This is a genomic window from Streptomyces sp. NPDC006552, assembly GCF_040611655.1.
Lineage (GTDB): Bacteria > Actinomycetota > Actinomycetes > Streptomycetales > Streptomycetaceae > Streptomyces.
The window spans coordinates 1-7,245 of the sequence record NZ_JBEXOS010000130.1 but is presented as its reverse complement, the minus strand read 5'-3'; the positions used below and the strand labels follow the sequence as shown (position 1 = coordinate 7,245).

Sequence of the window (7,245 nt, the reverse complement as noted above, 5' to 3'; positions counted from 1 at the left end):
GGCCGCCGCCCGCAACGAAGGAGCCGCCCAGGCCCTCGACGGCGGCACCCTCCCACCCGTCACCCGTGATCTGGATGGAACATGAAGGCTCTCGTGCTCGCGGGGGGATCCGGTACGCGGCTGCGACCGATCACCCACACCTCCAGCAAACAACTGGTCCCGGTCGCCAACAAACCGATCCTCTTCTACGGCCTCGAAGCCATCGCCGAGGCAGGTATCACCGACGTCGGCATCGTCGTCGGCAGCACCGCCCCGGAGATCCGGGCCGCCGTCGGCGACGGCTCCGCGTTCGGACTCGACGTCACCTACATCCCGCAGAGCGAACCCCTCGGGCTCGCGCACGCCGTCCTCATCGCCCGGACCTTCCTCGGCGACGACGACTTCGTCATGTACCTCGGCGACAACTTCGTCCTCGACGGCATCAGCGACGTCGTCGACGCGTTCCGCAAGGACCCCCGCGACGCCCACGTCCTGCTCACCCGGGTCGGCGACCCCACGGCCTTCGGCGTCGCCGTCATCGACGACCACGGCACCGTCCTCGACCTGGAGGAGAAGCCGAGCCGGCCCCGCAGCGACCTCGCCGTCGCCGGCGTCTACCTGTTCACCACCGCCGTCCACGAGGCCGTCGCCGCCATCGCGCCCTCCGCCCGCGGCGAACTGGAGATCACCCACGCCCTCCAGTGGATGATCGACCAGGAGATGGACGTGGCCTCCACCGTCATCACCGGCTACTGGAAGGACACCGGCAACGTCACCGACATGCTGGAGGTCAACCGCACCCTCCTGGAACGGCTCCAGCCCCGCATCGACGGATTCGTCGACGAGGAGAGCGAGATCATCGGACGCGTCCGCATCGAGGCGGGCGCCGAGGTGCGCCGCTCCCGCATCGTCGGCCCGGCCATCGTCGGCGCGGGCAGCGTGGTCACCGACTCCTACATCGGCCCGTCCACCTCGGTCGCGGAGCAGTGCCACATCGCCCACAGCGAGATCGAGTACTCCATCGTGCTGCGGGAGTCGTCCTTCGACCACATCAGACGCGTGACCGCCTCCCTCGTCGGCCGCAACGTCAAGGTCACCCTGACGCCCCGGCTCCCCGCCGCCCACCGCCTCGTCATCGGCGACCACGGGCAGGTCCAGATCTCCTCATGAACCCCGTCCGCCTCCTCATCGTCACGGCCGTCGAGGCCGAGCGCGACGCCATCGCGCGCGGCCTCGGCACCGCCACCCCGGTCACCGCACCCGGCCTGCCCGGCCGCACCCTGCTGCGCGTCACCGGCAACGAAGAAGTCTCCTGCGGGGACGCCCTCGGCATTGCCTCCGCCGTCCGCGGCCGCCCCCTCACCGCGGACCTGCTGACCGCAGGAGTGGGCCCCGCCGCCACGGCCGCCGCCACCGGCGCCGCGCTCACCGCGGCCACCGTCCGGGAAGCCCCCTACGACCTGGTGATCTGCGCGGGCATCGCCGGCGGGTTCGCCCCGGTCGCCGCCGTGGGCTCCGTCGTCGTCGCGGACCGCATCGTCGCGGCCGACCTCGGCTGCCAGACGTCCGACGGCTTCCTGTCCGTCGACAGCCTCGGCTTCGGCACCACCGAGCACGCTTGCCCACCCGACCTGTCCGCCGCCGTCGCCCGCGTCCTCGGCGCCGTCCACGCCCCCGTCCTGACGGTCTCCACCGTCACCGGCACCGCGGAACGCGCCCGGACGCTCCAGCGGCGCCACGCGGCCGCCGCCGAAGCGATGGAGGGCTTCGGCGCCGCCGAAGCCGCCGCACTCCACGGGACCCCGCTCCTCGAGGTCCGTACGGTCTCCAACACCGTCGGCCCGCGGGACCGGGCCGCCTGGCGCGTCCCCGACGCACTCGCCGCCCTCCGCGACGCCTTCGCCGTACTCAACTCCGTCCTCGCCCGCGGCGCCCCACCGCCCTACACCTGACCCGCCCGGGCCCCGAACCCACGCGTACCCCGCGGACGTCCGGGGCCCGCGGCGTCGTGCCGCCGGCCCCCGGGGCACCGCTCCGGCCTGCGCGAACGACGGCCGCCGCCGAACTCCAAGGGTTTCCCCAGGAAACCCCTCCGGCCGCCGAAAAAGGCTCCGCCCCCGGGTCATGCTGTCCCCACCGCACCCGGAGCCGAGCGCCGGACCCGCGCCCACACCAGGCGCCCGGGTTCGACGCGGAGGCCCGGCGCGGACCGCCGCTCCGTCACCGAAACCGAACAGCATGGGGGCAGTCCATGACGAATGAAGCGCAGCTTCGGGACTACCTCAAGCGGGTCACCGTCGATCTCCACACCACCCGCCGCAGACTGCGGCAGCTGGAGACCCGCGAGCAGGAACCCGTCGCCATCGTCGCCATGAGCTGCCGCCTGCCCGGCGACGTACGCACCCCCGACGACTTCTGGGACCTGCTCCACTCCGGGACCGACGCGGTGACGGACTGGCCTGCCGGCCGCGGCTGGCCCGCCCCCGGCACGACCGGCGCCGACGGCGACCGGCGGCGCGGCGGCTTCGTGACGGACGCCGACCGCTTCGACCCCGCCTTCTTCGACATCTCCCCGCGCGAAGCCCTCGCCATGGACCCCCAGCAGCGCCTGCTGCTCGAAGTGGTCTGGGAAGCCTTCGAACGCGGCGGCATCGACCCCGTTACCCTGCGCGGCAGCCGGGCAGGGGTCTTCGTCGGATGCAGCGACCAGGGCTACACCTCGGGCCTGCGCGAGGTCTCCGACGACGTCCGCGGCCACCTGCTCACCGGCAACTCCATGTCCGTCCTGTCCGGCCGCGTCGCCTACACGCTGGGCCTGGAGGGACCCGCCGTCACCGTCGACACCGCCTGCTCCTCCTCCCTCGTCGCCCTCCACCTGGCCGCCCAGTCACTGCGCTCCGGGGAGTGCTCCCTCGCGGTCGTCGGCGGTGTCACCGTCATGTCGAGCCCCGGCGCGTTCATCGAGTTCGGCCAGCAGGGCGGCCTCGCCGGCGACGGCCGCTGCAAGGCCTTCTCCGACGACGCCGACGGCACCGGCTGGGCCGAGGGCGCCGGCACGGTCATCGTCGAGCGGCTCTCCGACGCCCGCCGCAACGGCCACCAGGTCCTCGCCGTCCTGCGCGGCAGCGCCGTCAACCAGGACGGCGCCTCCAACGGCCTCACCGCCCCCAACGGCCTCTCCCAGCAGCGCGTCATCCTCGCCGCACTCGCCAACGCCGGCCTGCCCGGCGCCGAGATCGACGCCGTCGAGGCACACGGCACCGGCACCTCCCTCGGCGACCCCATCGAGGCCCAGGCGCTCCTGGCCACCTACGGCCAGGGCCGCCCCGCCGACCGCCCGCTGCTGCTCGGCTCCGTCAAGTCGAACATCGGCCACACCCAGGCCGCCGCCGGCGTCGTCGGCGTCATCAAGTCCGTCCTCGCCCTGCGCCACGGCGTCCTGCCGCCCACCCTCCACGCCGAGACCCCCTCCACCCACGTCGACTGGAGCGCCGGGCACGTCGAGCTCGTGAGCCGGCCCACCGCCTGGCCCGAGACCGGCCACCCGCGCCGCGTCGGCGTCTCCGCCTTCGGCCTCTCGGGCACCAACGCCCACGCCGTCATCGAACAGGCCCCCGAGCCCACCAAGGACGAGACCGCCCCCGAAACGGCGCCGCGCGCCGCCCTCCCCGTCCTCCCGTGGCTGCTCTCCGCCCGGGACGACGACTCGCTGCGCGCCCAGGCCGGCCGCCTCGCCGCCCACCTGACCGCACACCCGGCGACGGACCTCTACGACCTGGCCGCCTCCCTCGCCACCACCCGCACGGCCTTCGAACACCGGGCCGTCGTCCACGGCCACGACCGCACCGAACTCCTCACCGCACTCACCGCGTTGGCCCAGGGCGAGCCCGACCGCCGCACCCTCGTCGACACGACGCGGGAAGGCAGGACAGCGTTCCTGTTCGCGGGCCAGGGTGCGCAGCGGCTCGGTATGGGTCGGGAACTGTACGACGCGTTCCCGGTGTTCGCGGCGGCTTTCGATGCGGTGTGCGCGCAGGTGGGGGAGGAGCTGCGGGACGTCGTCTTCGGTGATGACGCCGAGCGTGTGAACCGTACGGAGTGGACGCAGCCGGCGCTGTTCGCGGTGGAGGTCGCGCTTTATCGCTTGGTGGAGTCGTTCGGGGTTCGTCCGGACTTCGTCATGGGGCACTCCATCGGTGAGATCGCTGCCGCGCATGTGGCGGGGGTGATGTCGCTGGAGAATGCGTGTGCGCTGGTGGTGGCGCGCGGCCGGCTGATGCAGGAGTTGCCCGCCGGTGGCGTGATGGTGGCTGTGGAGGCGGCGGAGGCGGAGGTGCTTCCGCTGCTGGTCGACGGGGTGTCGATCGCGGCCGTCAACGGCCCGCAGAGCGTGGTGATCGCCGGTGTCGAGGCGGCTGTCGAAGAGGTCGCCTTCGAGCTGAAGCAGCAGGGCCGTCGTACGTCCCGGCTACGCGTCTCGCACGCCTTCCACTCGCCGCTCATGGAGCCGATGCTCGACGCTTTTCGGGCGGTGGCCGAGCGGATCACGTACGCGGTCCCGTCGCTCCCCGTCGTGTCGAATGTGACCGGACGTCTCGCCACCGAGAGCGAGTTGGCGTCGGCCGAGTACTGGGTGCGGCACGTGCGGGAAGCGGTGCGTTTCGCGGACGGCGTCGACACGCTCGCGTCCGAGGGCGTGACGCGTTTCCTGGAGATCGGCCCGGACGGCACCCTCACCGCCCTGGCCCAGAGCTGTGCGCCGGACAGTGACGCCCTGTACGCCCCGGCGCTCCGCAAGGACGACCCCGAGACGCCCGCCCTCCTGACCGCGCTCGCACGGCTGCACCTGCGCGGTGCCGCCGTGCAGTGGGCCGCGCTCCTGCCGGGGGCCCGCCCGGTCGAGCTGCCCACGTATGCCTTCCGCCGTGACCGCTACTGGCTGGAGCGTTCCTACGCCGACGACGGTTCGGCCGTCGGCGCGTCGCAGCCGCACCACCGTGTCGTCTGGCGCACCGTCACAGGTCTGCCCGAGGGCTCGCGCCTCTCCGGTCGCTGGCTGTTCGTCCGGCCCGCGGCCCTCGACGGGGACGAAGGCGACGGCTGGGACGGGTCACTGGTCGCGGCGCTCACCGAGGCCGGCGCCGAACTGCTCGAAGTCACCCACCACCACGCCGACACCCGGGCCGAACTCGCCCGCCGCATCACCGCCGCGGCCGGGGACGAGCCCGTGACCGGCGTCGTGTCCACGCTCGCCCTCGAAGGCGGCGAGAATGAGGACGTGCCCCACGGCGTCCTCGCCACCGCTGTGCTGACCCAGGCACTCGGCACCGCGGGCGTCCAGGCCCCGGTCTGGGCCGTCACCCGGGGAGCCGTCACCGCCACCGCGAGCGACGCGGCCCCGCTTTTGGACCAGGCCGCCGTCTGGGGCCTCTGCCGCGTCGCCGCCCTGGAGCACCCCGACCGCTGGGGCGGTCTCGTGGACCTTCCGCCGACCCTTGACCATCGCTCGGCCGCCCGCCTCGTCACCCTGCTCGCCGGCGGCGCGCGCGAGGACCAGGCCGCGATCCGTCCCGGAGGACTGTTCGGCCGCCGTGTCGTCGCCGCGCCCCCCGGGCCGTCGACGGCCTGGCAGCCCGCCGGGACGGTCCTGGTGACCGGCGGCACCGGCGCACTCGGCGTCCGGGTCGCGCGATGGGCTGCGCGCCACGGTGCCGCACACCTGGTCCTGGTCAGCCGCAGCGGGGAGCAGGCTCCGGGAGCCGAGGAACTGCGCGCGGAACTGCGCGACCTGGGCGCCGAAGTCACGCTCGCGGCAGTCGATCTGACGGATCGTCCGGCGCTGGCCGCACTGCTCGCGGAACACCCTGTCGACGCGGTCGTCCACACCGCTGGTGTGCTGGAGGACGGAGTCCTCGACGGTCTCACCCCGGACGCCTTCGGCCGGGTCTTCGCCGCGAAGGCGACCGGCGCCCGTCACCTCGACGAGCTGACCCGGGACCGCGACCTCTCCGCGTTCGTCCTGTTCTCCTCCTTCGCCGGCACCGTCGGCTCCGCCGGACAGGCCAACTACGCTGCCGCCAACGCCTTGTTGGACGCCCTGGCCGAGCAGCGCAGGAGCGCGGGCCTGCCCGCCACCTCGATCGCCTGGGGGCCGTGGGCGGGCGGCGGCATGGCCGCCGACGCCGACGCCGAGAGCCGCCAACTACGCGGCGGCGTCGGACTGCTCGACCCCGATCAGGCACTGGAGGCCTTCGCGGCCTGCGCCGGGGACACCCCGGCCGCCGCCCTCGTGGCGTCGATCGACTGGAACCGCTTCGGCCCCGCTTTCACAGCGGTCCGCCACAGCCCCATGCTCACCGAGGTGTTCCGCGCCCCGAGCGGGCCCGGGGCGACCGTGGAAACCGCGGCCACCGGCCTGCGGGCCCGCCTCCAGGGCCTCGACCCCGACTCCCGCCGACGTGAACTCCTCACCGAGGTCCGCACCCGGGCCGCCGCCGCACTCGGCTACCCCGGCCCCGAACGGGTCGGCGCGGAGCGGGCGTTCCGTGACCTGGGTGTGGACTCGCTGATCGCGGTGGAGCTGCGCAATGTCCTGGCGGCGGTGTCGGGCGTCACGCTTCCGTCCACGGTGGTCTTCGACCACCCGACGCCCCAGGCCCTCGCCGATTTCCTGCACGGCGAGCTGTTCGGGGACGTGACCTCGATCGCCCCCGCAGCGGCGGTCGCGGTGGACGAGCCGGTGGCGATCGTCGGCATGGCGTGCCGTTTCCCGGGCGGCGTGGAGTCGCCCGAGGACCTGTGGAGCCTGCTCGCCGACGGCCGGGACGGCATCGGCGACTTCCCCACCGACCGCGGCTGGGACCTCGGCCTCCTCTTCGCCTCCGACCCGGACAACCCCTACGCCAGCCACACCGCACGCGGCGGTTTCCTGTCGGGCGTCGGTGGTTTCGACGCGGAGTTCTTCGGGGTGTCGCCGCGTGAGGCGTTGGCGATGGATCCGCAGCAGCGATTGCTGCTGGAGGCGTCGTGGGAGGCGGTGGAGCGGGCGGGGATCGATCCGCGTGCGCTGCGCGGCAGTCGTACGGGTGTGTTCGCCGGGACGAACGGCCAGGATTATCCGGCGTTGTTGAGTCTGTCGGAGGGTGACTTCGGCGGGTACGTCGGCACGGGGAACGCGGCGAGTGTGGCGTCCGGCCGGGTCTCGTACGTCCTGGGCCTTGAGGGCCCGGCGGTGACGGTCGACACGGCGTGCTCATCGTCTCTGGT

At 73.6% G+C, this 7,245-nt stretch carries 3 protein-coding genes; all 3 read left to right on the top strand.

What is annotated here, in order from left to right:
* Positions 1 to 81: 81 nt before the first annotated feature.
* Positions 82 to 1,149 carry a glucose-1-phosphate thymidylyltransferase gene (locus ABZY33_RS35715; RefSeq protein ID WP_356495884.1) on the top strand — a complete coding sequence of 356 codons (1,068 nt, stop codon included), beginning with the start codon at positions 82 to 84 and terminating at the stop codon, positions 1,147 to 1,149.
* A complete protein-coding gene (locus ABZY33_RS35710) occupies positions 1,146 to 1,931 on the top strand; it encodes a futalosine hydrolase (RefSeq protein ID WP_356495883.1) in 786 nt (261 codons plus the stop codon). The genes ABZY33_RS35715 and ABZY33_RS35710 overlap by 4 nt, the downstream gene beginning before the upstream one ends.
* Before the next feature lie 299 nt (positions 1,932 to 2,230).
* The coding region (locus ABZY33_RS35705; protein WP_356495882.1) for a type I polyketide synthase at positions 2,231 to 7,245 on the top strand (5,015 nt) is incomplete at its 3' end.

Excerpts from the sequence above, each read along its gene's own strand:
- ABZY33_RS35715 (WP_356495884.1), top strand. The coding sequence starts at position 82 with ATGAAGGCTCTCGTGCTCGCGGGGGGATCCGGTACGCGGCTGCGACCG.
- ABZY33_RS35710 (WP_356495883.1), top strand. The coding sequence starts at position 1,146 with ATGAACCCCGTCCGCCTCCTCATCGTCACGGCCGTCGAGGCCGAGCGC.